Below are 22,958 nucleotides of genomic sequence, written 5' to 3' on the forward strand. Positions count from 1 at the left end.
GTTAGTGCGTCGGGGTTGGCGGATCTCCTGAACCACGGTGCACCCCCATACGGCACCCCCATACGGCCGGGAGCAGGTGGTGGAGCCCTGCTGATCTCCGCCTGGGTTGGCCGAAGTTACGCGCTGAAGTCGGTTGAAGCGGCGGCGTCGGCGGGAACCTGGCCGGCGTACAGGTACACGCCGACCCGCTCCGGCAGTCCGGGTACTTCGAGCCGTTGCTCCCGTGCGGCGGCGCGCACCATGCCGCGGTCCTCGTAGAACTCGTAGTTGCACAGTGAGTCGGTGTACAGGAAGAAGTCCGTGCGGCCGTGGTCGCGCAAATGCTCCATGAAGTCGTCGTACAGGCGGGAGCCGACCCCGTGGCCCCGGCAGGCCGCGTGGACGGCGAACACCGTGACCTCGTCGGTCAGGGCGGCGGCTCCGGTACCCAGCACATCCTGGCGCAACTCGGGGTAGCGATGCTTCAGGTCCAGGGCCTGCCTCAGCGTGTTCCACTGCGGTATTCCCGCCGTCGCCAGCCAGGCCAGGCTCGCCGCCTTCTTGGTGTAAGCGGCCGGCTGTCCCGGGAGCTTCGACTCCCCTTCGACCCGTCCCATGAGCACGCCCATGATCTTGCCGGCGTCGTCAGAGGCGGAGTCATCGTTTGCGACTGCCACCTGCGCGTAGCTGGAGGACAGCAGGCAGTCGGCCAGGAAGACGTCGGCGGCCGAGCGCTCCAGGTAGGGGCGCGGCGCGTACCGGTGGATGTGGAAGGCGTCGTTAATGATCGCCAGCACGCCCTCGGCGTCCCGGGGCTCATAGGGGCGGTATGTGATCGTGGACATCGTGCCTCCTGGCGTCGTAGGAATTAGCCTCCGTAGATGCGACGCTAGGTAGCCGGCCTGGGCGGGGCCGGGGAGGCGCCTTCGCGTTTCCGGCGTCGGCGAGAAGAGGCGGGGTAGGGGCGGGGCGAGGACGATGCGCCTGCGGTTCGCCGTCGGCTGCGGCACCGATTCGCCTGCCGGGCAGATACTGGGGCATACGACCAGGAGCACCACGCGCAGGCGGGCGCGCCACGGGTGCCCGCGCGGCGCGCCGTCACAGGGCTCACCTGCGCTGCCGCACCGTTGCGAGAGGATGATGTGGACGTGGTCGCCAAGGCGGACAGGCTCGAACGACTTCTGCGTGAACTCCATGCCGCCAGCCGTCCGGTGCCGGCCCGGGCATTGGCGGCCATGCTGCAAGTGACCGACCGCTCGATCCGCTCCTACGTCAAGGAGTTGAACGAGGGTCAGGACGATGCGCTCATCCGGTCCACACCCGCCGGATACCAGCTGGATCGCCGCGTGTACCGGAGCAGGCGTGAGCATGTCGCCGACCGAACCGCACACCAGGGTCTTGACCAGCGTGGCCGCCTGAACGAGCTGGCCCGCATTCTCCTCACCGCGTCCCAGGAGCGCGAGGTGTTTGAACTGGCCGATCGGCTCTGCGTGAGTCCGTCGACGCTGGAAGCCGACCTCGGCCGCGTCCGTCTACTGTTGCGCGACCACGAACTGACTTTGACGCGGCATGGCTCATATGTGCGCATAGATGGCCCGGAACCGCGGCGTCGACGGCTCATCCGGCAAATACTGCTCACGCCGGTCAATGATGGGTCGGAATCGGACCGGCACCGCACGCACCTGGCGCGGAGGCGTGAACTCACCCGCGGTGTTCGTGCAGTGCTCGCAGACAACGGCGTCGTCTTGAACGAGTACGTCCTGCTCAACCTGTGCACGCATTTGTACGTGGCGCTTGAGGGGTACCCCGTCGGCTATGTCGGGTGCGCCGCGCGCGACGCCGGTGTCTTGGCCGCCGCACGTGCGGTCACCGACTGGGTGGGCCGGTGGGCCGCGCGTCCGCTGCCGGATTCGGAGACCGACTTCGTAGCCTCCTTCCTCGCGGTCTCCACCCACCGAGATGCCGATGGCGAGGGTCTGGATCCGGCGGTCCTCGACGTGGTCCGCGACTGCGTGCTGCGGCTCGACGACCACTTCCTGCTGCGGCTGTACGACGGCGACGAATCACTGGTCGGGTTGGCCATTCACGTGCAGGACATGCTGGCGCGATTGCGCGCCGGCCAGCGCATCGACCGCCCGCTCGGCGCCGACTTCCAACTGGGGCACCCGCTGGTGCATGAACTGTCCGTCTACTTCTCTCACTCCGTGGAAACCGCGCTCGACGTCGAGATTCCCTGCGCCGAGACGGACTTTCTTGCCCTGCACCTCGGCTCCCGCCTCCAGCAGCTCATGGACGCCGAGCAGCAGGTGACGATCACGCTGGTGGTGCCCCGATTCGGGTCCGTGGCCGACGACGCGGTGCGCAGGCTGAATGAAGGACTGCACGGCTTGGCCGTCGTCGAGCGTCTCGTCACCGAGATAGACCCGGAGGTCTCTCGCAGGCCCAGCGACGTCGTCGTCACCGCGCTCGACCTCGACGTCGACCCCTCCGTGCCGGTGGTCCGTATCAGCCCGCTGTGCACCCGGAGTGAGGTCGACGCCGTACGGCAGGCGGTCCTGGAGGAGCGGCAGCGGGCCCAGCGGCACCAGGTCTGGTCTGCGCTGGTCGCCTTCACCGACGAGCGCCTGTTCGCGCACACCGAGGCCCGGCTCAACCGTGACGAGGCCCTGCGTACCTGTCACTCGCTACTGGTTCACCAGGCCGCCGTCGACGAGCAGTACCTTGCGGATGTGCTCGACCGTGAGCGGCGTGCCTCGACGGCGTTCGGAGGGCGGTTCGCCATGCCGCACTCGTTGTACATGGATGCCGCCCGCACCGCCTTGGCCGTGCTGACGTGTACCCGGCCGATCCCGTGGGGCTCCCATGAGGTCAACCTCGTGATCATGATGGCCGTCAGCCCTCGGGATCGCGCCCTCTTCCGGGATGTGCTCGATGAGCTGGTGCGTATCCTGTCCGACACGGCGGGAGTCGACGCACTCATCGGCGCGGGAACAAGCTACAGCCGCCTCATGGAGGCCTTACGGGAACTGGTGATCGGCTGACGGCCGTGGTCAGGCCCGATCGGCACTGGCGGTGACGCGTGCGGAGGCGGCTGCAGCGGTTTTCCGGCCCCCGGAAGATCTACTGGTGGCACGATGCCTGTGCCCTGTGCAGACTTGATCACGTCATGCTTCTAGGTCCAATGGAGGAACAATGGCAGACGACATCCGTGTTCTCCTCGTTTGCGGCACCGGCGCCAGCAGCGGATTCATGGCGGCGAATATGCGCAAGGCGGTCGCCGCACACGGCTACAACATCAAGGTGACCGCCCGCTCCGAGAGCGAAATCGAGAACTTCATCAACGAAACCGACGTCGTCATGATCGGCCCCCACCTGTCCTACGTGTTCGACGACATCGACTCATTCGTCGGGGACGCCGACGTCACGGCGATCCTCATGCATCCGGAGTACTACTCCTCCCTCGACGGCGAGGCCGCGATTCAGCACCTGGTCGACGTGCTCAACGAGGACGCCTGATGGACGCCCTCATTCACTGGCTGGAGACCGGCTTCTCCCCGCGCATGGCCAAGGTTAATAACAACGTCTGGATCGTGTCCATCAAGGACGCGATTATGCAGGTGCTGCCGTTCATCCTCGTCGGCTCCGTGTTCGCCATGCTCGCGATCCTCAACGACTACGTCCCATCACTGCCCAGCTTCTGGACGCCGTACGGGTGGACCATGGGCATGTTGTCCCTCCTGGTGAGCTTCCTAATCCCCTTCAACCTGATGGAGAAGCGCAACTTCCGCAAGCAGCGGCTCATTGCCGGGGGCTGTGGCACCATCCTGTTCTTCATCATCATCACCCCGCAGGTGGTGCAGGACGGAGAGCCGGGATTCGGCCACTCGGCTCTGGGGGCGGGCGGCATGTTCATCGCCATTCTGTCGGGCGTGGTCACCGGCGCCATCATGTCCCTGTTCGGCCGGTTCAGCCTGTTCAAGGACGACTCCGTCATCCCCGAGTTCGTGCGGGCCTGGTTCGATGCGATGATCCCGGTGGCGCTGGTGGTAACGCTCGGATGGGTGTGCGTGGACCTGCTGGGGCTGGACGTCTACAACACGGTGCTGGCGGTGTTCCGGCCGCTCGCCGGGGTGATCGAGTCGCCGTGGGGATTCCCGCTGATGTGCTTCATCTACTGCTTCCTGTACTCCATGGGCATTTCCACATGGGTGCTCACCCCCGTCACCACCCCGGTGCTGCTGGCCGCCATTGAAGCCAATATGACCGGCGCCGCGCAGAATCTGGTCACCTCCACGATGCTTTTCTCCACCTACCTCTGGTTCGGCGGAATCGGCAACACAATGGCGTTGGTGATCATGATGGCCCGTTCTGACTCGACCCGTTTGAAGGCCCTGGGAAGGGCCTGCATTCCGCCGATGATTGCCAATATCAATGAGCCGGTGGTATTCGGGGCGATCGCCTGGAACCCGGTGCTCATGATCCCCATGTGGCTGCAAGGCGTGATCCCGCCGATCATCGTCTGGGTATTCACCAAGACGGTCGAGTTCGCACCGATCCCGATGAACCAGTATGAACTCTGGTACACCCCCTACCCGTTGGCGACTTGGATCACGACTCGGTCCCTGACCGCTATGCTTCTCATGCTCGCCGTCTTCGCCGTCTCCGCGGTCATCTGGTACCCGTTCTTCAAGGCATACGAGCACCAGTCCCTGTTGAAGGAGGTCGGCGCGGCGCAGGCCGGCACCAGGAGAGACGGGGCGCCCACGCCGTCGTCGTCACGCGTATCCCGGCCGGCCCCTAAGCCGCAGGCGGCCCGCGCCACCAAGGCCGAGGAACCTTTACCTGCCACCGCCGCGGAAGCGGCGCGGTCCGGCGTGCGGCGGGGTACCAGGAGACTGACCGTTACGAGCAGCAAGCCCCGGCCCGAAGGAGACTGAGCCATGGATCAGAGCATCATTGACGCCTCCATGCAGATACTCATCCACTCCGGCGATGCGCGCCGTGAGACCTACCGGGCCGTGGAGGCCATGGAACGCTCGGACTTCATCGAGTCCACCGCGCTTCTGGACGCGGCGGATCAACATATCCGCGAGGCGCATCAGGTACACACCACGCTTATTCAACAGGAGGCCAACGGTGAACAACTCGCCTATGCTGCGCTGTTCTCGCATGCGCAAGACACCCTCATGACCAGCTACAGTGAGCTGCGCCTGGTGCGCCGGCTCGCTCCGATATTCCGCTCACAGGATGAACGTATACGCGCGCTGGAGACTGCATTGAAGACTGCGCTGGAGACTGTGCCGCAGACAAGGAGCGAATGAAATGACTGGCAGCAATCCCGATGCGCTCGATGTGCCCACCGGCTTCCCCAAGGATTTCCTCTGGGGCGGCGCTATTGCCGCGAACCAGGCGGAGGGCGCCTGGCAGGAGGACGGCAAGGGCTGGTGCCTGGCCGACATCAACCTCTACCGGGGTGACCTGCCGCCCGAGAGGCGCTCCAACAGAGAGATGACCACCGACCAGGTGCGCTTCCACATGCGCGATACCGCGGGCCGCTACCCCAAGCGCGACGGCATCGACTTCTACCACACCTACGTCGACGACCTGCGTCTGCTGGCGGGCACGGGCATGAACGCCTTCCGCACCTCAATCAACTGGGCCCGAATCTTCCCCAACGGGGACGACGTCGAACCCAACGAGGAGGGGCTGGCCTTCTACGAGCGACTCATCGACGAGATCCGCGCCCAGGGTATGGAACCGGTAATCACCCTGTCGCACTACGAGATGCCGGTGAACCTGACCCTGTCCTATACCGGCTGGTACAGCCGGGAGACCATCGACTTCTTCGTGCGCTACTGCGAGGCGGTGATGCGGCGTCTGGCCGGGAAGGTGCGCTATTGGATCGTCGTCAACCAGATCAACCTGATCACCCATGAGTCATTCAACCACCTGGGCGTTGCCGCGGACCAGGTGGACAACCTGGAGCAGGCCAAGTACCAGGCCGTCCACAATGAGATGGTGGCGGCCGCCAAGGTCACCTCGCTCGGGCATGCAATCGACCCGGACTTCGAGTTCGGTGTCATGCTGTGCCACGGCAACGCCGACCCGTCGACCTGTAAGCCCGAGGACGTGCTGGCCGCGCTGCAGCAGAACCAGATGGAGTACTTCTTCTCCGACGTGGCCCTGCGCGGCGAGTACCCCGGCTATGCCAAGCGGCGGTTGCGCGATCTGGGCATCTGCGTCGAGTTCGGCCCGGGGGACGCCCAGGCCCTGCGCGACGGCGTAGCGGACTTCATGAGCTTCTCCTACTACTACACCCGGATCATTGACGCCGAGGCCTGGGCGGGTGGGGACACGGACGGCTTTGCCAACCCGCATCTGCAGGCCTCTGAATGGGGTTGGGCGATCAACCCGACCGGGCTCCGGGTGGCGCTGAATCACTATTGGGACCGCTACCAGAAACCGATCATGATCACCGAGAACGGGCTCGGCGCCAGGGACGTGCTGGAGGCCGATGGCACTGTGCACGATCGCTACCGCATCGACTACCTGCGCCGTCACCTGGAGGCCATGCGGGAGGCGATCGCGGACGGGGTGTATCTGCGCGGCTACTTCGCCTGGGGTCCGATCGACATCGTCTCCTGCTCGTCCTCAGAGATGTCGAAGCGATACGGGTTCATCTATGTGGACATTGATGACCACGGGCGCGGATCCGGGCGACGCGTCCCCAAGGACTCCTACGCGTGGTACCGGCGGGTGATTGAGAGCAACGGGATGGATCTCGACTGAAATCCGGTGTTTCCGGTTTGTAGTGTGGTGGTTCAGGCCTGGAGGGTTTGGCCGGGGCTGCGGCGTGGGGATCGTGGTTGGGGCGCCGAGGACGTCGTCGGACGGGCGGGGACGCTCTCCCCGCCGGCAGGGCGGTCGTCGACGGCGGCTGGTGTGTTGCGGGGGTGAATCTCGCCGGTTCACCGTGCCGGACTTGGCCGACGGACTTGGCTGCCACCATCCCCGGCATCTGGAAGTGGGGCCATCTGCTGCGCCACATCCCCGTCTGCTACGCCACTTCGGGGTTAACAACGCCTGTTGACGGTCTGCTGAAGGGTTCTTAGGTGTACAGCAGAAGGTTAAGTAGCGTTGTTAACGTCCAACCGACGCACCAGACGCCTCAGCCCAGCCACCACACCCCCGACCGGAAGAGTCTGAAATCCTCCCGCTCGGGCGGCGGACGCGACCGGGCGGTGGGTGCGCTTGGTCGCGGTAGACCCGCGTCCCGGGGGGCGGTGCTGTTCGACGACTAACACCGCCATGGTCGCCACATCTACCGACCTCGGCACGTAAGATCTACCGACCTCGGCGGGGGGCGGGTGGAATAGCCCGGCGCCTAGGACGGTTGTCCCAGGCGCCGGCGGGCGACACCGCCAACCATCCGAAAGGGAAGGAAGCCAAATGGCCCCCAAAGACATCACCGGCGCAGAGTTCAACCAGACCGTCCGTGGCGACGGCATCACCCTCGTCGACTTCTGGGCCTCCTGGTGCGGCCCGTGCCGCCGCTTCGCGCCGATCTTCGAGAAGGCCGCCGAGAACAACCCGGACATCACCTTCGCCAAGGTGGACACCGAAGCGGAGCAGGAACTCGCCGGGGCGCTGGGCATCTCCTCGATCCCCACGCTGATGGTCTTCCGCGACGACGTGCTCGTCTACCGCGAGGCCGGTGCCCTGCCCGCCCCCGCCCTGGACTCCCTGATCAACCAGGTGCGTGAGCTCGACATGGATGAGATCAAGCGCAAGATCGCCGAGGAGGCTGCTACGCCGGCCGAGGGCTGACGCGCCCGAGATTTCCTCATGAGCGATAAGCACTACCCGTCATCATCCCGCAGATTGTAAAGTTGATGCCATGAGCAAGCACCAAGTCAAGAACCCTGCCGTCATCCCCACCTTCACCGCCTCCGAGGCCCTGGCAGCCGACCTGCAGCGCGCCCTGGTGGACATGACCGCCCTCAGCCTCGTCGGCAAGCAGGTTCACTGGAACCTGGTCGGCCCGAACTTCCGCGACCTCCACCTGAACCTCGACGAGGTCGTCGACATCGCCCGCGAGGGCTCGGACGAGCTCGCCGAGCGCATGCGCGCCATCAATGTCTTCCCCGATGGCCGCCCCGGCACCATCGCCTCCCAGACCACCGTCCCCGAGGCGCCCGAGGCCGCCGTCATCACCGCCGACGCGGTCGACTACATCGTCTCCGCCATCAACGCCGTCGTCACCACCCTGCGTGACATCCACGACGCCGTTGACGAGGCCGACCCCTCCTCCTCCGGCATCCTGGAGGACTACACCCAGCGCCTGGAGCAGCAGAGCTGGTTCCTGTCCGCGCAGAACTACTCCGTCAACTGAACCGGACGGCAGCACCTGCTGCTGCCCGCGTGCGGTCGCGCCTAGTCTGGGTGCATGCCGCATGCGCCCACCGCCGACGTCGCCCGCCTGCAACGCCTCACCCGGCACTTCGCCACCGAGGCCGTCCAGGTCGGCGAAGTCGCCGCATTCCCGCCGCCCGCCGCCCTCGCCGAACTCCCGCCCGTGGAGCTGCGACGGCTGCTGGACGGGCTGCTCACCATCCGCCCGCCCCGCGAGATCCCCGACGACGACGTCCGCAAGGACCTGGATGAGATGCTTGCCGCCGAGGCCGCCCAGCGTGTGCACGACGCCGGTGCCCCCGACGCCCTGACACTGCCCACCCTGGAGGTCACCCACGGGGTGTCCGGCAGGCTCGGTGAGCGCGTAGCCCTGTGGCGCGGCGACCTGACCACCCTGCGCGCCGACGCCATCGTCAATGCCGCCAACGCGCAGATGCTGGGCTGTTTCGTGCCCGGGCACACCTGCATCGACAACGTCATCCACGCCGTCGCCGGCCCCGGTCTGCGCGCCGAATGCGCCGCCTACATTAACGCCCGCGACGGCCGCCCCGAGGAGACCGGCCGCGCCCTGCTCACCGGCGGCTACCATTTGCCCGCCACGCACGTGATTCACACGGTCGGCCCGATCGTCGAAGGCGGCCGCCCCACCGACGCCGATCGCGCCCTGCTGGCCTCCAGCTACCGCAGCGTCCTGGACGTCGCCGCTGACGCCGACCTGGGCTCGGTGGGTCTGTGTTCGGTATCCACCGGCGTCTTCGGCTACCCCAAGGACGAAGCCGCACCGCTCGTGCTGAACACCCTTGAGGAGTGGCTGCGGGCGCGCCCCGAATCCGAGCTGAGGATCGTGATCTGCGCCTTCGCCGACGTCGACGTCGCCGCCTATGAGGCCGCGCTCGCCTACCGGGGTGGGAGCGGGCCTCAGCGCTCGTAGGGGCCGGGCATGAGTACCCAGGCCGCGGCGTAGACCACCCACATGGGCCCGGGCAGCAGTGCCAGGGCGAGCGTAGCCAGTCGCACCAGTGTGGGGCTCACACCCCAGTACTCTCCCAACCCGCCGCACACGCCCGCCAGCAGGCGCCGGTGGGAGCGCCGCGGCAGCCGCGCGCGCCATGACTCGACGCGGCGTGAGAACGGCGGTTTGCGGCCGTAGGGGTTGGTGGGACGCTGTTGTGTCATGGCATCAGTGTGTCCGCTCCTGCCGGGTGACGGTATCCGGGACGACCCCGGTTGATCCCTGGTTGATGCTTGCGGCCTCCTCGCAGGTACCCGTCTACTCCTCAGGACGTGCGGCGGCCGCCGCCCGGGCCGCCGCCGGTGCGGCCGCCGTAATGCGCTTCAGCTCGGCATCGCCGTGGGCAGCGGAGACGAACCAGGCCTCGAATATGCTCGGCGGCAGGGCCACCCCGGCTTCGCGGAAGGCATGGAAGAACGGGCCGTAACGCCACGTATCCTGGGCCCGGGCGGCATCGTAGTCGCGCACGCCCTCATCGGCCGCCGCGGGCCCGAGCATGATCGAGAACAGCGAACCGGCGGACTGCACCCGGTAGGGCACGCCCTCGTCGTCCAGGGCGGCAGCGACTACGGCGAGGATTTGGGTGGCCCGCTCGGTGATCGTCGTGTACACGGCGTCATCGGCCAGGGCGAGCGTGGTCAGGCCGGCGAGTGTCGCCACCGGGTTCCCTGACAGTGTGCCCGCCTGGTAGACGGGGCCGAGCGGCGCCAGCAGCTCCATCACGTCGGCGCGGCCGGCGACGGCCGCCAGCGGCATGCCCCCGCCGATCACCTTGCCGAAGGTGAACAGGTCCGGCACCCAGGTCGCCCGCTCGCGCCAGCCCTCATCGAGTCCGTCCTTGCCGCCCGGCCAGGACCGTAGGTTCACCGGGTCAGTGCTGGGCTGCGCGGAGTCGATGGGCTCCACGTCTGTGCTCCTCCAGCCGTCTACGGCCTCCAGCCCCCAGAATCCGGCCGGTCCCACACGGAATCCGGTGAGCACCTCGTCGGCGATCATCAGCGCGCCGTATGCGGCGGTGATCCGGCGGATCGCCGCGTTGAAACCGGGTGCGGGCGGGACCACCCCCATGTTCGCCGGGGCCGGCTCGGTGATCACGGCGGCGATCTCCTCCCCGCGCGCCGCGAAGCACTCCTCCAGTGCGCCCAGGTCGTTGTACGGCAGGACCAGCGTCTGCGCGGCCACCGCCGCCGGCACCCCGGCGGAACCCGGCAGCCCGCCCGTGGCCACGCCGGAGCCGGCCGCCGACAACAGGGCGTCACTGTGCCCGTGGTAGCAGCCGGCGAACTTCACCACCAGGTCACGTCCGGTGAACGCGCGCGCCAGCCGCACCGCCGTCATGGTCGCCTCGGTACCGGAGGACACCAGCCGCACCCGCTCCGCCGGCGGCACGCGGCGCCGGATGGCCCTGGCCAGTTGGGTCTCCGCCATGGTGGGGGCGCCGAAGGACAGTCCCCGGGCGGCGCCGTAGCGGACCGCCGTGACCACCTGCGGGTGGGCGTGGCCGAGCAGTGCCGGACCCCATGAGCCGACCAGGTCCACGTAATCACGCCCTTCGGCATCCGCCAAATGCGCGCCGTTGGCGCGCTCAATGAACACCGGGGTGCCGCCCACCGAACCGAAGGCGCGCACCGGGGAGTTCACCCCACCCGGTAACAATTCACAGGCGGAGGCGAACAGGCTGGCGTTGGTGATGGGCGCGGGCATGATGCTGGCTCCTGACGTTATCGATTCACTCTGGTGACAGCCTACGTGCTCATGTGGCGGGTGTGGTCGAGGAAAGTGTCCCTCGGTAGCGGCCATGAACCTGCGGCATGCGTCGGTTTGTTGGGCAAACGCCCACTGAGCTGGGCAAATAACTCATTGTTCTTGAGGCTGTCGGCCGCCCAACTCATCAAAACCGCGACGGATGGACGTTTTCACCTCGGCGTGGCGAGTTGCTCGGCGACTTCCCGGGCCCAATAGGTCAGGACGCAGTCCGCGCCGGCCCGCACGATCCCCAGCAGCGACTCCATGATTACGCGCTCGCGATCGATCCAGCCGTTGGCGGCCGCCGCCTCCACCATCGCGTACTCGCCGCTGACCTGGTAGGCGGCCACCGGCACCTGACTGGCCGCGGCCACGTCGGCCAGCACATCCAGGTAGGGGCCGGCCGGCTTCACCATCACCACGTCGGCTCCCTGTTCCACATCCAGCAGCACCTCCCGCAGCCCCTCGCGGCGGTTGGCGGGATCCTGCTGGTAGGTGCGGCGGTCACCCTTGAGGGTGGAGCCGACCGCCTCTCGGAACGGCCCGAAGTAGGCGGAGGCGTATTTGGCGGAGTAGGCCAGGATGCTGACGTCGTCATGCCCGGTGGCGTCCAGGGCGGTGCGAATCGCCGCCACCTGCCCGTCCATCATCCCGGAGGGGGAGACCATATGCGCCCCGGCCTCCGCCTGGGACACCGCCATCGCCTGGTAGAGGGCGAGCGTGGAGTCGTTGTCGATCTCGCCCGCACGGCGGTCACCGTCCGGGCGCACCAGCCCGCAGTGCCCATGGGAGGTGAACTCATCCAGGCAGGTGTCCGCGCACACGATCAGCGCGTCCCCCACCTCCGCGCGCACCGCGGCCACCGCCCGGTTGAGGATGCCGTCCTCGGCCCACGCCTGTGATCCGGTCTCGTCGCGCCTGGTGGGGACGCCGAACAGATCGATGGCGCCCACGCCCGCCTGTGCGCAGGCGGTGGCCTCACGCCGGAGCGAGTCCAGCGTGTGCTGCACGACGCCCGGCATGGCGCCGATCGGGGTGGGTTCGGTGATGTCCTCGCGCACGAAGGCCGGCAGGATCAATTGGGCGGGGGCGATGCGGGTCTCGGCCACCAGGCCGCGCAGGGCCTGCGTGCGCCGCAGGCGGCGCGGGCGGACGGCGGGTGCTGCGGGCGCGGGCACGCCCCGGGGGACGAGGAACCCGGCGGCCGGGGAGACGGCGGGATCGCGCGAGTCGGGCAGTGGCGGGGTGGCAGTCGGCGAAGTCATCGTGGCGGTCTCCTCAGGTGTGCGGGTCGGGCGGATTATGACTGGGAATATGGCTGGGAACTATGGCCGGCTGTGAATGCTGTGATTACGGCATCGCGGACGCCGGTGGGCGTGGGGGAGTAGGCCACCGCATCCACATGTAGGCCCATGGTCCCCGCGGCTGCGGCGGTGGGGCGGCCGATCGCCACCAGGCGCGTGGTCGGCGGGGGCGGCCCGGCCACATCCACTAGGGCGCGCGTGGACGATCCCGCAACCAGCACCGCCGCGTCGAAACGGCCGCCCGCCCACTGCCTGGTGAAGCCCGCGGGTAGTTCGCCGATGGGTGTCGGCTCCATGGTGTAGGCGGCCACGGCATCGACTTCCCAGCCGACGCCGGCCAGGCCCTCACGCAATGCGGGACGGGACAGTGCCGAGCCCGGCAGTAGCAGCCGGCGGTGGGCCGCGCCCGCCTCGGAGTCCGGTCCCTGGCCCAACTGGGGCAGTTCCAGCAGGGCGGCGCCGCTGCCGGCGGCCACCAGGTCCGGCTCACGGCCCAGTCGCTCCCGCACGGCCCGTGCGGTGCCCGCCCCGACGACCGCGACCCGAGCCCGCAGGGGCGCCGAGGCGTGCAACCCGCCGAAGTCGAAGAAGTCCAGGGTGCGGGCCGAAGTGATCACCACCCACGCGTAGCCGCTGGCAGCCAAGTCCGCGGCGGCGCGCTCGCGGGGCGCGGCCGGCCCTTCAACGGCCCGGGTCACGCCCACGCACACCACCTCGGCGCCCGCCGCGGCCAGCGCGGCGGCAATGGTGTCGTCGGGTCTTGTGCGCGGCAGCAGCACGCGCCGACCGATCAGTCGGGCACCTGCGGAGTCGGTTCGGCAGGCCGTGTCGCCGGTCGACGGGTCGATGCCCGGCGTGCCGAAGCCGGCGGTGATCTGGGCCGGTGACTGCACGCCAGTAGCCGAGGCGGGCAGATGCGCTTGTGGGGCCTGCTCCGCTGCACTCGACCGGTTCATGGCGCCTCCCGGCGCCCGCGGCCGGGCGAGACCGCGCGCAGATCGACCAGGTCAGCGGCACCCGCCTCCAGGAGTGCCCCGGCTACGGTCTGTCCGAGCGCGGCGGCCTCCGCCCGGAGGCCGGTCGCCGACTTCCGCAGCAGCCGGGAGCCGTCACCGGTGGCGACCACCCCGTCCAGCCGCAGCCCCGCGCTCCCCTCCGCCGCTGTCACGGGCACGGCCACCGCCCCGACCGGGGCGGCGCAGCCCGCCTCCAGGCGCCGCATGAGTTCGCGCTCAGCGGTGACGGCCGCACGGGTGGCCGGGTCGTCGAGTTCCGCCAGTGCGGCTGCCAGCGCGGTGGCGGTCCCCGGGTCGTGGGCGGCTTCAGCGGTGGCGGGGGAGGGCTCCTCACCGGGTGGGGCCGATCCCGGGTCTGGGGCGTCGTCGGCCCGCATCTCAATGGCCAGCGCCCCCTGAGCGGGTGCCGGCACCATGACGGGTATCCGCTCGGTGGGGTCCGCGACGCCCTCGTCCGCAAGGTCGGCCCGGGGCAGTGCGAACACCTGCGTCGCATAACTGTCCAGGCCCAGACGGCGCAGGCCGGCCAATGCCAGCACCACGGCGTCCAGGTCGGGTTCGCGCACCGCCCCCATCGGGCCGTCGGCGCCCACCACCGCTCCGACCACCCGGGACAGTCGCGTGGGCACATTCCCCCGTAAGGGCACGACTTCCAGGTCCGGCCGCATGGCCAGCAGCTGTGCGGCGCGCCGCGGAGAACCGGTGCCGACCCGTGCTCCGCGGGGCAGGTCCGCCAGCATCGCGCCACCCACGGCGCACAGGGCGTCGCGCGGGTCCTCCCGCGGTGGAACCGCGGCGATGCGCAACCCGGGCACCGGGGCGGTGGGCAGGTCCTTGCAGGAGTGCACGGCCAGGTCGCAGGCCCCCTCCAGTAGCGCCTCGCGCAGGGCCGCAGCGAATACCCCTACTCCGCCGAGCCTGGTCAGCGGGGTGGCGTCCACATCGCCACGCGTGCGGATCCGGACCAGCTCCACCTCCAGGTCGGCGCCGATCCGCCGGGAGGCCGCTGTGAGTGCGTGCGCCACCTGCGTGGACTGGGCCACCGCCAGTGCTGAGCCACGCGTACCCAGGCGTACCGTCCGCGCCGACCGTGAACCCGCCCCGATCATCGTGCCGTTGCTCATTGGTGCTCCTTCAGTCCGGCCGCCTGCGCGCGAGCGTGGGCGACAACGGCCGCGATGCCCGTCCCGGCGACCCACGCCCCGGTGACCGCCAACCCGTCCAGGGGTTCGACCTGTTCCAATAGGCGTCGGGTGCGTTCGCGGTAGGCGGGCGTGACCGGAGGCAGCGTCCCGTCCCAGCGCACCAGCATGGAGTCGAGCACGTCCTGTTCCCGGATGCGCACTCCGGTGAGCACTTCCACATCGGCCAGAACATCGGCCAGTTCTACTTGGGGGCGCGGCTCGCCCGGACGCCCGTAGGACAGGCGCAGTGCATGCACTTGACCGGCGGGTGAGTCGCCCCCTTTCGCACCGTGCAACTGCTGCAGCCGGTCTCCGATCCACGGCCACTTCACCGACAGGTGGGACAGCGCCTTGGCGCCCACCGGCGCCCGCCCGGGCGCGACGGGAGCCACCAGCAGTCCGGAGCCCACCGGTGCGTCGGCCAGCTGCGGGGCGCGCGCCACCAGCATGAAACGGGCGATCGGGGAACCGATAGGCACTTGCACCCGGGTGTCCACGCCGGGGGCGCCCGCCAGTAGCCGCAGGGCCGCCCCCGCCGAGCAGGCCAGCACCACCCGCCGCGTGCCTACCACCCGCTCCGGCCCGACCGCGATCGGCTCGGCCGACGGCGTCGCCCCCCGGGTGGTGGGTGCGATCCCCACCTCCCAGCCGGCTGTGGTGCCGTCGGCCTGTGCGGCCGGCCGCAGCCACTGTGCGCCGGTGCGGGTGAGTACCTCGCCGCCCGCCACCGTGATCGCTTCCCGCTGGGAGTCGGTGAGGCGCAACAGCCCACCGGCGACGGTCACGCCCGCGGCGCCGGCGCCGCGCCGCCGGGCCCGGCGGCGTGCCAGCAGCTCGCCGACCGCGGCCTGCAGAGACCCCAGGCGGGCGGTCGCCTCCCGCAGTCCGGGCGCGACGGTGTCCGCCGCCAGGTCGGCCGGGTCGGCGCTGTGAATACCCGCCACGATCGGGCGCACCAGCCGGTCCAGCACCGCCTCGCCCATGCGGGTGCGCACGAAGGAGGCCAGATCGGCCGGATCCTGCGGCCGCGTGCCCACGGCGCCGTCGAGCTGTCCGTCCCGGGCCGCCCGGGCGGCAGCCTCGGCTCCGAGCACGGCGATTACGTCCTCGGCTAGCGGATCGGCGGGGATGCCCAGAAAGGCATCTCGCAGGAAGCGGTGTAATCGCCAGCCGCGGGCCGGGTCCTCCCTGGCGGCAGCGCCCGTGGGCGTGGCGAAGGCGGGCCGTCTCGCGTCGGTGTTCGCAGCCTCGCGGGCCGCCGTGGCCGTCCCCGCCGGTGGCGGCAGGAACAGGCGGGCGCCGCCGCCGGACGGTCCGACCACGCGCAACCCCAGGGCATCGACCATCTGGGTGATCGCATCGACGCGGACTACGAAGCCCTCGGCCCCCAGGTCGTTGCGCAGCCCGGCGATGAGCCCGCGGGCGACGAGCCCGCCGGTGTAGCCGCGGGCCTCGATCAGCAGCGGCCGCAGTCCCGCCCGTGTCAATTCCCAGGCGGCCGCCAGGCCGGCGATGCCGCCGCCGACCACCACGGCGTCGTAGTGCTGGGCCGGTCCGCCCGCCGAGGCCGCCTCCGGCTCGGCGCCGGCGGCTGGCTCACGCCGTGACACGGCGTCGACTGTTGCCGGCTGCTCGCTCATCGCTCACCATCCCATCCGGTCAGTGCCGTGCGCTCCCAATTCTGCGATCCGTGCACGCGTGCCACCACCCGGGTGAGCACATTCGGGTCGGTTGACGGCGGCACCCCGTGGCCGAGGTTGAAAACGTGGGCGGGTGCCGCCCGGCCGGCTTCCAGGCAGGCGTCCACGCCCCGTGCGAGCACCTCCCACGGTGCCCCCAGCAGCGCCGGATTCAGGTTCCCCTGCACCGGGCGGGCCGGGCCGTCCCCGGTGCCGGCCGCGAGCGCCGTGGCCGCCGCGCTCAGGTCGACGCACTCGTCCACGCCGACGACGTCGGCCCCGGTACGGTGCAGTTCGGGCAGGAGGTGGGCCGCCCGGGCGGCGAAGTGGATTGTCGGCACCGGGGCGCCGGTGGTGGCCGAAACGGCAGCACGCGCCACATCCAGCGCCAGCGCCGAGTAGGGGGCGACTTTCTCGCGGTAGTCGGCGGCGGACAGCGAGCCTGCCCAGGAGTCGAACAGCTGCACGGCGGCCGCACCCGCGCCTATCTGTGTGGCCATGAATGCTCCGGTCAGGTGCGCCGCCCAGGTCATCAGCGCCTCCCAGGAGTCCGGGTCGGCGTGCATGAGCGTGCGGGCGGCCAGGTGATCGCGGGAGGGGCGGCCTTCGGCCAGGTAGGCCACCAGTGTGAACGGGGCCCCGCCGAACCCGATCAGCGGGGTCCAAGCGGCGGCGCCGCGTGAATGCTCCAGGCCGGCCCGGGCCCGGGGGGAGACTGGCGCGGCGCCACCGGTTACGGCGGACCGGGCGTCGGTGCCGAATGCTGCCTGTCGGGGTGTTGCGGCGCCCGCGCCGGACTCGTCTCCGGCGCTGTGATCCTGCGCTCCCGCAACGGCCTGCCCCGGGCGCCTCGGTGTGCCGAGTTCCGCTACAACCGCTTGTGCGGCGGCCTGAACGGCCGCTACACCGGCGGCGCCGTCGAGCGGACCGCCGTCGGCACCGATTCCCACGTGTTCGGCCTGTCCGTAACGGTGCGCGATCAGGCATCGCACCGCGGCGGCGTCGCGCACGGGGGTGTCCAGGACCGGGCCGATCCCGGGTTCGATTCGCACTCCCACCCCCGCCAGCCGCAGGGGCACCATGATGTCGGAGAAGAGGATGGCCGCATCCACCCCGTGACGCCGTACCGGCTGGAGGGTGGCTGTGGCCGCGGAGTGCGGCCACAGGCACACGTCCAGCATGGACGCCCCGGCCCGCTCGCGCAGCGCCCGGTACTCCGGCAGCGAGCGGCCGGCCTGTCGCATGAACCATACGGGCGTGCGCTCCGGGCGTCGCCCGGACAGGGCCTCGAGCAGTGCGGGCGGTCGCCCAGTGCCGGCGTCGTCCCGGTCCCGGCTGGGATCACCCGCGCCTTCGGCGGAGGTCTGGTCGCCGGCGCGGACCTGCGCTGCGCCGGGCGCGTCCGGTGCGTGGGACCGCCCGTTCCCGGATGAATTCCGCGCGGAATTAGTCACGAAATAGTCCTCGTGCTCACGGAAATGACATGACGCGGCGTTGCGGAGCAATCCCGTGTCGAATTGCCCACCCTGCCCGGCAGACTTTTCCTTGGTCGGTGTTTTGGTTGGAACAGTGCGATATCCGCAGTATCGGACGAAGTGTCGCAAAAGGTTTCTGACGGTCTGTCGGAATAGTGGATGGTCGCACCGCCGATAATTGTGCACCGACCGACAACCGATGCTTGACTACCACTCGCTGTGACGATTCATCTCCTCTCCGCCGACCACCGCACCCAGGGCCTCGACGCGGTCGCCCGCCTGGGTGCCACCGCCGCGCACCTGGGTCCCGAGCTCATGGCCGCCCTGCCCGAGCTGCGCGGCGTGGTGGTCCTGGGCACCTGCAACCGCCTGGCGGTCCTGATGGATGCGCCCGACGACGTCCCCGCGCAGGCGCTGCGTCGGGACGTGATCGACTTCCTGGGCCGACGCGCGGGCGGCCGTCCCGACGCCGAGGCGCACGCCGGTCGGTCCGCCGTCCCGGTGACTCGCCTCGCCGGTGCCGCGGCGGACCCGGTGGAACTTACCGCCTGGGTGGGTGCCGCCGCCGTCGGTCAGCTGTTCGCCACCGCCGCCGGACTGGAGTCCATGGTGGTGGGCGAGCGTGAGATCGCCGGGCAGTTGCGCCGAGCCCTGCGGGTGGCCACCGAGGAGGGCACCCTGTCGGCGGATCTCGCCCGCGCCGTCGAGCACGCCTCCACGGCCTCCCGGCGTGTGGCCCATGAGACCGGACTGGCCGGGAACGGGCGCTCCGTGGTCGCCGTCGGGGTAGACCTGGCGGCCCGCCACCTGCCGCCCCTCCCGGATGCGCGTGTCCTGATCGTCGGCACCGGCGCCTATGCGGGCGCCACCGTCACCGCGCTGCGCAGTCGCGGCGTAACCGATATCGCCGTCTACTCCCGCTCCGACCGGGCGCAGGACTTCGCCGTGGGACGCGGCCTGCGGGCGATCACCGACGCGGACCTGCCCGGCGCACTGGAGGCCGCCGATCTGGTGATCACCTGCCGAGGCCTGGGCGTCCCGGTGCTGACCCGTGAGCTCATCGCCCCCGCCGCCGAGGCTCACGCGGTGCCCGGCCCCGGTCGCGCCCGGGGCCGACGTTCCCTGGTGATTCTCGACCTGGCGCTCACCCGCGACGTGGAGCGTGCCGTCGGCTCCCTGCCCGGAGTGCGCCTGATCGACCTGCCCAGAGTGCAGCGCGCCGTGCCCGCCGCCGAGTCCCGCCAGGTGCAGGCGGCCCGCGCGATCGTGGATGAGGAGACCGCCCTGTTCGAGCGCATGCTCGCCGGCAGACGCATGGACCCGGTGGTGTGCTCACTGCGCAGCCATGTGGCGGAACTGGTCGAGGAGGAGGTCGCCCGCCTGCACGTGGTCGACGGCCGGGTCGACGCCGGTGATGCGGCCCGAGCCCTGCACCATCTGGCCGCCCGCATGCTGCACCATCCCACCGTCGCCGCCCGCACCGCCGCCGAGGCCGGTCGCGGCCAGGACTACCTCGACGCCCTGGACCTGCTCCTGGGTGTGGAGATCGCCGCCGACCTGCGCGAGGCCGCCGTAGCCGCACCCGGGCGCGGCGGCCCCGACCACGCCGTCTCCCTGCCGCACCCTGCCCCGGGAGGAGCCCAATGACTCCGGAAGTCGTTGCCGCCACATCGGCGCCCCCGCCCGCTGCTGATCCGCTGGCCCCCTACGACGCCGTCCTGCTGCTGTCCTACGGCGGCCCCGAGGGGCCCGACGACGTCCTGCCCTTCATGCGCAACGCCACCGCCGGGCGGGGCGTGCCCGACTCCCGACTGCGCGAGGTCTCCGGGCACTACGGCCGCTGGGGCGGCGTCTCCCCGATCAACGCCCGCAACGCCGAACTGCTGGCGGCCCTGCGCGCGCAGCTGGCCGCGCGCGGGAGCCGCCTGCCCGTGGTGATCGGCAACCGCAACTGGCATCCCTTCGTCTCTGAGGCGCTGCGCACGCTCGCCGACGCCGGGGCCCGCCGCATTCTCGCGATCACCACCGCCGCCTACTCCTCCTACTCCGGGTGCCGCCAGTACCGTGAGGACGTCGCCGGGGCGCTGGAACTGCTGGCCGCCGGCGCCGACGGCGCCACCGGGCTCGGCCGGGAGGCGGATGCCGCCGCCCGCGTGGGCGGGGCCGGCGGCGCGCCGGTGCAGCTGGTGGTGGACAAGACCCGCCCCTTCTACAACACCCCGGGCATGTTGGCCGCCAACACCGACGCCATCGTCACCGCCTTCAACCAGTTGGTGGCCGACGGCGTGAGCGCCGACGGCATCCGGCTGGCGCTGGTCACCCACTCGATCCCCACCTCTATGGAAGAGCTGTCGGCCCCAAGTGCCGAGGAGCGCGACTCGGGAGGGGCTGGATCGGGCAGTGCCACTGGCGGGGCCGGAGAGCTCTCCGAAGGCGTGGCGGGGCTGGCGGGAGCGCCGCGAGGAACGAGCGGCGCGGATGGTAGCCGAGGGGGGCTCCCCCACCCTTCCCTCCCGGAGCCCGGCGTTGCCGCGGACCTGTCCACCGAGATCTCATACGTCGCCCAGCACGAGCGCCTGGCCGCGGTGCTGCTGGACGCCGTCGCCGCCCGCCTGGGCCGACGCCCGCAAGCCGACTTGGTCTACTGCTCCCGCTCCGGCCCGCCGCAGGCCCGCTGGCTGGAGCCCGACGTCAACGACCACCTTCAGGCCCTGGCCGCTGGGCAGCTGACCGACGGGCGGGCCGTGACGGTGCCGACGGGCGTCGTCGTCGCCCCCATAGGTTTTGTCGCCGACCACATGGAGGTCGTCTTCGACCTGGACACCGAGGCTCGCCAAACCGCGCAGCGCCTGGGCCTGCCCTACGTGCGCGCGGCCACGGCCGGCACCCACCCCGCCTTTGTGGCCTCACTGGTCGATGTACTCACCGAGCGTGCCGCCGTCGCCCGCGGCGAGGACGTGCACCCGCAGTCCACCACCGGCACCGGTCCCTTCCACACCGTCTGCCCACCCGTTTGCTGCCGGCCCGCCACCCGGCCGGTCGACCATGCACCGGGCCGACTCCCCCTGACCACCGCCACCCACCAGTAACCCCGAGCAAGGAGAAGCACATGAGCGATCACAACAGCTCCCGCCCCGACGTCGACTCCGACCAGGGCGCCCCCCGCCTGCACCGCTTCGACGACGAGGAGCGCCGCCCCCACCGCGACCCCCGCGACGCCACCGACGTCGACTTCGACGCCGTCAACGACCACAACCACTACGCCCTGTTCGCCGTCTACCGGCTCACCGCGCCGCTGCCGCCACTGGAGGACACGCGCCGCCGGATGGTGGGGGAGGCCACCCACTTCATCGACGTCTCCGAGGTGACCACCCGCGGCTGGTACGACGTGTCCGGCTTCCGCTCCGATGCCGACCTGATGGTCTGGTGGCTCGACGATGACCCGGAGAAACTCCAGGACGCCAACCACCGCCTGCGTGCGGGTGCCCTGGGCCGCTACCTGGAGCCGGTGTGGTCCTGCATGGGACTGCACACGCCCGCCGAGTTCAACCGCAAGCACATCCCCGCCTGCTTCGGCGGGGTGGCGCCGCGTGACTGGTGCATGGTCTACCCCTTCGTGCGCAGCTACGACTGGTACCTGCTGCCCCCTGAGGAGCGCTCGCGGATCATGGCCGCCCACGGGCGCAACGGGTTCTCCAAGTACCCCGACGTCAAGGGCTCCACACTCGCCGCTTTCGGCATGAGCGACTACGAGTGGGTGCTCGGCTTCGAGGCCGACTCCCTGGACCGCCTGGAGGGCGTAATCCATCACCAGCGCTACACGGAGGCCCGCCTGCACGTGCGCGTGGACACCCCCTTCTACACCGGCTGTCGCGTCAGCCCGCACGAGTGGGCTGAACGCCAGCCCCGCGCATAACCATGGCCGCCCCGCCCCGCACCGCCCGGCCGGTGCGCGTGCAGCGCCACGACCCGACGCAGCGCCCCATGCTGGTGACCTGGGAGTCCACACGCGCGTGCCAGCTGGCCTGCCGTCACTGCCGGGCCGTTTCCCGGCCCCTGCGTGACCCCCGGGAGTTGACCACTGCGGAGGCCAAGGCATTGATGGATGAGGCCGCCTCCTTCGGCAAGCCGGCGGTCATCTTCATCATCACCGGCGGGGACTGCTTCGAACGCCCCGACCTGGCCGAACTGGCCGCCTACGGCACGAGCCTGGGCCTGCACATGGCCGTGTCCCCCTCCGGCACGGACAAGTTGAACAAACAGTCCCTGGCCCGCATCCAGGACGCGGGGGTCGGGGTCATCTCCCTGTCGCTCGACGGCGCCACCGCCGCCACCCACGACGCCTTCCGGGGCGTTGAGCGCACCTTCGAACGCACCGTCGCCGGCTGGCGGGCGGCCCGGGAGCTGGGCATGAAGGTGCAGATCAACTCCGTCGTCGCCCGCCACAACGTCCACGAGCTGCCGGACATCGCCGCACTCGTGCGCGAGTACGGGGCGATGACCTGGTCCGGGTTCCTGCTGGTGCCCACGGGCCGCGGGGTGGACCTGGGCAGCCTGGACGCCGCCGAGATCGAGGACGTGCTCAACGTCTTCTATGACATGGGTGAGGCGGTGCCCGCCAAGACCACCGAGGGGCATCACTTCCGGCGCGTCTGCCTGCAGCGCTACGCCCTGGCGCAGCGGGGTATCGAGGGCGAGGACATGATCGCCGCCATGCACCTGGGGCCGCTGTATCGCGGCCTGCGGGAGCGGATCGTGGAGCTGGGGCTGGACGGCGGTGAGCGGCGGCGTCGGCCCCCGATCACCGTCTCCAGCGGCAACGGATTCATGTTCATCTCCCACATCGGCGACGTCACCCCCTCCGGCTTCCTGGAGAAGAGCGCCGGCAACGTGCGCGAGGCCTCCCTGACGGAGATCTACCGCAATAGCGAGGTCTTCACCGGGGTACGGGACGCCTCCCGGCTCAAGGGCAAGTGCGGGGAGTGCGAGTACAACCGCGTGTGCGGCGGCTCCCGTGCCCGCGCCTTCAACAGCACCGGGGACCTGCACGCGGAGGAGCCCCTGTGCGTCTACCGGCCCGGCTCCTTCCCCTACCCCGAGGACGTGCGCGCCCTGCTGCGTGCGCCCGCAGGTCCGGGCCGACCGGGCTGA

At 70.3% G+C, this 22,958-nt stretch carries 20 protein-coding genes; 12 read left to right on the plus strand and 8 right to left on the minus strand.

The window, feature by feature from the left end; all coding sequences use genetic code 11:
* Positions 1-116: 116 nt before the first annotated feature.
* Positions 117-824 carry a GNAT family N-acetyltransferase gene (locus tag Q4A20_RS05540; RefSeq protein ID WP_303121144.1) on the minus strand — a complete coding sequence of 236 codons (708 nt, stop codon included), beginning with the start codon at positions 822-824 and terminating at the stop codon, positions 117-119.
* A gap of 297 nt (positions 825-1,121) precedes the next feature.
* On the opposite strand from Q4A20_RS05540, the gene Q4A20_RS05545 reads away from it, so the two are divergent.
* The 8 genes from Q4A20_RS05545 to Q4A20_RS05580 all read left to right on the plus strand — a co-directional run bounded on the left by Q4A20_RS05545 (position 1,122) and on the right by Q4A20_RS05580 (position 9,322).
* Positions 1,122-3,020 carry a transcription antiterminator gene (locus tag Q4A20_RS05545; protein ID WP_303121146.1) on the plus strand — a complete coding sequence of 633 codons (1,899 nt, stop codon included), beginning with the start codon at positions 1,122-1,124 and terminating at the stop codon, positions 3,018-3,020.
* A 151-nt stretch (positions 3,021-3,171) separates the two neighbouring features.
* Complete coding sequence (locus tag Q4A20_RS05550) at positions 3,172-3,495, plus strand: PTS sugar transporter subunit IIB (RefSeq protein ID WP_303121147.1); 324 nt, start codon at positions 3,172-3,174, stop codon at positions 3,493-3,495.
* Entirely contained in the window at positions 3,495-4,916 is a 1,422-nt protein-coding gene (locus Q4A20_RS05555; RefSeq protein ID WP_303121149.1) for a PTS sugar transporter subunit IIC, read from the plus strand. The genes Q4A20_RS05550 and Q4A20_RS05555 overlap by 1 nt, the downstream gene beginning before the upstream one ends.
* Before the next feature lie 3 nt (positions 4,917-4,919).
* A complete protein-coding gene (locus Q4A20_RS05560) occupies positions 4,920-5,300 on the plus strand; it encodes a PTS lactose/cellobiose transporter subunit IIA (protein WP_303121151.1) in 381 nt (126 codons plus the stop codon).
* Between the two features lies 1 nt (position 5,301).
* Positions 5,302-6,768: a glycoside hydrolase family 1 protein gene (locus Q4A20_RS05565; protein WP_303121153.1), complete on the plus strand. Its 1,467-nt coding sequence runs from the start codon at positions 5,302-5,304 to the stop codon at positions 6,766-6,768.
* A gap of 660 nt (positions 6,769-7,428) precedes the next feature.
* A complete protein-coding gene (trxA, locus tag Q4A20_RS05570) occupies positions 7,429-7,806 on the plus strand; it encodes a thioredoxin (protein ID WP_303121155.1) in 378 nt (125 codons plus the stop codon).
* Positions 7,807-7,876: 70 nt separating this feature from the next.
* Positions 7,877-8,371, plus strand: a complete 495-nt coding sequence (locus tag Q4A20_RS05575) for a Dps family protein (RefSeq protein WP_303121157.1) — start codon at positions 7,877-7,879, stop codon at positions 8,369-8,371.
* A gap of 54 nt (positions 8,372-8,425) precedes the next feature.
* The gene (locus tag Q4A20_RS05580) at positions 8,426-9,322 is read left to right on the plus strand and encodes a macro domain-containing protein (protein ID WP_303121159.1); all 897 of its coding nucleotides are present in this window, start codon (positions 8,426-8,428) and stop codon (positions 9,320-9,322) included.
* Here the strand turns inward: Q4A20_RS05580 and Q4A20_RS05585 are convergent.
* The 7 genes from Q4A20_RS05585 to Q4A20_RS05615 all read right to left on the minus strand — a co-directional run bounded on the left by Q4A20_RS05585 (position 9,310) and on the right by Q4A20_RS05615 (position 17,627).
* Positions 9,310-9,567, minus strand: a complete 258-nt coding sequence (locus Q4A20_RS05585) for a PspC domain-containing protein (RefSeq protein ID WP_303121161.1) — start codon at positions 9,565-9,567, stop codon at positions 9,310-9,312. The two genes, Q4A20_RS05580 and Q4A20_RS05585, sit on opposite strands and share 13 nt — an antisense overlap.
* Before the next feature lie 94 nt (positions 9,568-9,661).
* Complete coding sequence (locus Q4A20_RS05590; RefSeq protein WP_303121163.1) at positions 9,662-11,107, minus strand: glutamate-1-semialdehyde 2,1-aminomutase; 1,446 nt, start codon at positions 11,105-11,107, stop codon at positions 9,662-9,664.
* Between the two features lie 212 nt (positions 11,108-11,319).
* Positions 11,320-12,414: a porphobilinogen synthase gene (gene hemB, locus Q4A20_RS05595; protein ID WP_303121165.1), complete on the minus strand. Its 1,095-nt coding sequence runs from the start codon at positions 12,412-12,414 to the stop codon at positions 11,320-11,322.
* 35 nt (positions 12,415-12,449) lie between these two features.
* Positions 12,450-13,409: a uroporphyrinogen-III synthase gene (locus Q4A20_RS05600; protein ID WP_303121167.1), complete on the minus strand. Its 960-nt coding sequence runs from the start codon at positions 13,407-13,409 to the stop codon at positions 12,450-12,452.
* The gene (gene hemC / locus Q4A20_RS05605; protein ID WP_303121168.1) at positions 13,406-14,593 is read right to left on the minus strand and encodes a hydroxymethylbilane synthase; all 1,188 of its coding nucleotides are present in this window, start codon (positions 14,591-14,593) and stop codon (positions 13,406-13,408) included. Before hemC ends, Q4A20_RS05600 begins: the two co-directional genes overlap by 4 nt.
* Positions 14,590-16,293, minus strand: coding sequence for an NAD(P)/FAD-dependent oxidoreductase (locus Q4A20_RS05610; protein WP_303121170.1), 1,704 nt, complete (start codon positions 16,291-16,293; stop codon positions 14,590-14,592). Before Q4A20_RS05610 ends, hemC begins: the two co-directional genes overlap by 4 nt.
* Positions 16,290-17,627, minus strand: coding sequence for a uroporphyrinogen decarboxylase family protein (locus Q4A20_RS05615; RefSeq protein ID WP_303121197.1), 1,338 nt, complete (start codon positions 17,625-17,627; stop codon positions 16,290-16,292). The genes Q4A20_RS05610 and Q4A20_RS05615 overlap by 4 nt, the downstream gene beginning before the upstream one ends.
* Before the next feature lie 399 nt (positions 17,628-18,026).
* On the opposite strand from Q4A20_RS05615, the gene Q4A20_RS05620 reads away from it, so the two are divergent.
* Genes Q4A20_RS05620 through Q4A20_RS05635 form a run of 4 tightly spaced genes read left to right on the plus strand, consistent with a single transcriptional unit; the run spans position 18,027 to position 22,958 of the window.
* Positions 18,027-19,454 carry a glutamyl-tRNA reductase gene (locus Q4A20_RS05620; protein ID WP_303121172.1) on the plus strand — a complete coding sequence of 476 codons (1,428 nt, stop codon included), beginning with the start codon at positions 18,027-18,029 and terminating at the stop codon, positions 19,452-19,454.
* Positions 19,451-20,896 (plus strand): ferrochelatase, encoded by a 1,446-nt coding sequence (locus Q4A20_RS05625; protein ID WP_303121174.1) that lies wholly within the window; start codon positions 19,451-19,453, stop codon positions 20,894-20,896. Before Q4A20_RS05620 ends, Q4A20_RS05625 begins: the two co-directional genes overlap by 4 nt.
* Positions 20,897-20,916: 20 nt before the next feature.
* The gene (gene hemQ / locus Q4A20_RS05630) at positions 20,917-21,723 is read left to right on the plus strand and encodes a hydrogen peroxide-dependent heme synthase (RefSeq protein WP_303121176.1); all 807 of its coding nucleotides are present in this window, start codon (positions 20,917-20,919) and stop codon (positions 21,721-21,723) included.
* A 2-nt stretch (positions 21,724-21,725) separates the two neighbouring features.
* Positions 21,726-22,958 (plus strand): TIGR04053 family radical SAM/SPASM domain-containing protein, encoded by a 1,233-nt coding sequence (locus Q4A20_RS05635; RefSeq protein WP_303121177.1) that lies wholly within the window; start codon positions 21,726-21,728, stop codon positions 22,956-22,958.

The sequence above is a fragment of the Actinomyces sp. genome (assembly GCF_030530635.1).
In the GTDB taxonomy this organism is placed as follows: Bacteria; Actinomycetota; Actinomycetes; order Actinomycetales; family Actinomycetaceae; genus Actinomyces.

What these genes read in the sequence shown, in the direction of transcription:
- Q4A20_RS05540 (WP_303121144.1), bottom strand. Translation starts at nt 824, where the DNA reads ATGTCCACGATCACATACCGCCCCTATGAGCCCCGGGACGCCGAGGGC.
- Q4A20_RS05550 (WP_303121147.1), top strand. Translation starts at nt 3,172, where the DNA reads ATGGCAGACGACATCCGTGTTCTCCTCGTTTGCGGCACCGGCGCCAGC.
- Q4A20_RS05555 (WP_303121149.1), top strand. Translation starts at nt 3,495, where the DNA reads ATGGACGCCCTCATTCACTGGCTGGAGACCGGCTTCTCCCCGCGCATG.
- Q4A20_RS05560 (WP_303121151.1), top strand. Translation starts at nt 4,920, where the DNA reads ATGGATCAGAGCATCATTGACGCCTCCATGCAGATACTCATCCACTCC.
- Q4A20_RS05565 (WP_303121153.1), top strand. Translation starts at nt 5,302, where the DNA reads ATGACTGGCAGCAATCCCGATGCGCTCGATGTGCCCACCGGCTTCCCC.
- trxA (WP_303121155.1), top strand. Translation starts at nt 7,429, where the DNA reads ATGGCCCCCAAAGACATCACCGGCGCAGAGTTCAACCAGACCGTCCGT.
- Q4A20_RS05575 (WP_303121157.1), top strand. Translation starts at nt 7,877, where the DNA reads ATGAGCAAGCACCAAGTCAAGAACCCTGCCGTCATCCCCACCTTCACC.
- Q4A20_RS05580 (WP_303121159.1), top strand. Translation starts at nt 8,426, where the DNA reads ATGCCGCATGCGCCCACCGCCGACGTCGCCCGCCTGCAACGCCTCACC.
- Q4A20_RS05585 (WP_303121161.1), bottom strand. Translation starts at nt 9,567, where the DNA reads ATGACACAACAGCGTCCCACCAACCCCTACGGCCGCAAACCGCCGTTC.
- Q4A20_RS05590 (WP_303121163.1), bottom strand. Translation starts at nt 11,107, where the DNA reads ATGCCCGCGCCCATCACCAACGCCAGCCTGTTCGCCTCCGCCTGTGAA.
- hemB (WP_303121165.1), bottom strand. Translation starts at nt 12,414, where the DNA reads ATGACTTCGCCGACTGCCACCCCGCCACTGCCCGACTCGCGCGATCCC.
- Q4A20_RS05600 (WP_303121167.1), bottom strand. Translation starts at nt 13,409, where the DNA reads ATGAACCGGTCGAGTGCAGCGGAGCAGGCCCCACAAGCGCATCTGCCC.
- hemC (WP_303121168.1), bottom strand. Translation starts at nt 14,593, where the DNA reads ATGAGCAACGGCACGATGATCGGGGCGGGTTCACGGTCGGCGCGGACG.
- Q4A20_RS05610 (WP_303121170.1), bottom strand. Translation starts at nt 16,293, where the DNA reads ATGAGCGAGCAGCCGGCAACAGTCGACGCCGTGTCACGGCGTGAGCCA.
- Q4A20_RS05625 (WP_303121174.1), top strand. Translation starts at nt 19,451, where the DNA reads ATGACTCCGGAAGTCGTTGCCGCCACATCGGCGCCCCCGCCCGCTGCT.
- hemQ (WP_303121176.1), top strand. Translation starts at nt 20,917, where the DNA reads ATGAGCGATCACAACAGCTCCCGCCCCGACGTCGACTCCGACCAGGGC.
- Q4A20_RS05635 (WP_303121177.1), top strand. Translation starts at nt 21,726, where the DNA reads ATGGCCGCCCCGCCCCGCACCGCCCGGCCGGTGCGCGTGCAGCGCCAC.